Raw genomic sequence first — 1,270 nt, 5'->3', positions numbered from 1 at the left:
TGACGTGACCCCCAGCTTTCCTCCAGCTGGGATTAGAGCCGAGCCGTTTTGTTGCGCATGAGCGCGGTTGAAGCAATGGGCTGCGTAGCGGAGCCCGTAGGGCGTAGCGAAGCAGGCCATTGCTTATTCAGTTCGGCGGCGAACGCTGCCGGGGTTGCATAGCCAAGAGATGAGTGCGGTCTCTCCCGGTTGTAGTCCTCGACCCAGGCGGCGATCTCGACGCGGGCATGAGCAAGGCTGAGGAACAGCGTCTCGTTCAGCAGCTCGTCGCGCATCCGGCCGTTAAAGCTCTCGCAGAAGCCGTTTTGCACAGGCTTGCCCGGCGCGATGTAATGCCATTCCACGCCGATCTCACCGCACCATGCCAGCACCGCATTGCTGGTGAGCTCGGTGCCGTTATCGCTCACGATCATGCCGGGCTTGCCGCGCTCGGCGATCAGATCGGCCAGTTCGCGCACCACCCTGCGACCGGAGATCGATGTGTCCGGCACCGCTCGCAGGCACTCCCTGGTCACATCGTCGACGATGTTGAGCACGCGGAACCGTCTTCCTGACGCCATCTGATCATGCACAAAGTCCAGGCTCCAGCGCTGGTTCGGCAGCGCTAGAACCGGAGCCGGCGCCCTGATCCCGACAGCACGCTTGCGGCTACGTCGCCGCCTGACCGCCAGCCCCTCCTCCTGGTAGAGACGCTGGGTCTTCTTGCGGTTGATCATCACGCCCTCCCGGCGCAGCAGGATGTGCAGACGGCGGTAGCCGAACCGGCGACGCTGGTTCGCCAGCTCGCGCAGCTTCTCACGAAGCGCGGCGTCATCGTCCCTAGTGGAACGGTAACGCACACTCTTGCGATCGGCATCGATGACCCGGCACGCCCGCCGCTCGCTCATCCCATGGCAGTCCTGGAGGTGAGCAACAGCTTCCCGCTTCGCGGCGGGCGTCAGAACTTTTTTGCCAAGAGATCCTTCAAGGCAGCCTGGTCGAGCATCGCATCCGCCAGCAAGCGCTTGAGCTTTGCGTTCTCGCTCTCGAGCGCCTTCAACCGCCGAGCCTCGGACACCTCCAGCCCGCCATACTTTGACTTCCAGTTGTAGATCGTCGCTTCGGACACGCCGTGCCGACGGGCCAGGTCAGCGGTCTTCGCTCCCGCCTCGACCTCCTTCAGTACGCCAATGATCTGCTCTTCTGAAAACCTCGTTCTCTTCATCTCGTCCGTCCTTCTGTCAGGGCCGGACTCTAATCGAGACTGGAGGAAAATCAGGGGGTCACGTCA

At 62.7% G+C, this 1,270-nt stretch carries 1 protein-coding gene; it reads right to left on the bottom strand.

Translation table 11 applies throughout. The features are described 5' to 3' along the window. Window positions 1-32: 32 nt before the first annotated feature. Window positions 33-1,204 (bottom strand): IS3 family transposase gene (locus tag ACIGGE_RS17970; protein ID WP_390588874.1). Its coding sequence is split into 2 segments (ribosomal slippage): window positions 33-952 and window positions 952-1,204, totalling 1,173 coding nucleotides; the frame shifts between segments, so codons are not numbered across the junction. Between the last annotated feature and the right edge of the window lie 66 nt (window positions 1,205-1,270).

This window comes from Qipengyuania sp. NPDC077410, from assembly GCF_044543405.1.
Classification (GTDB): Bacteria; Pseudomonadota; Alphaproteobacteria; order Sphingomonadales; family Sphingomonadaceae; genus Qipengyuania; species Qipengyuania pacifica.
Note: the sequence above shows the minus strand (reverse complement) of the source record. Positions and strands in the feature narration are given on the sequence as shown.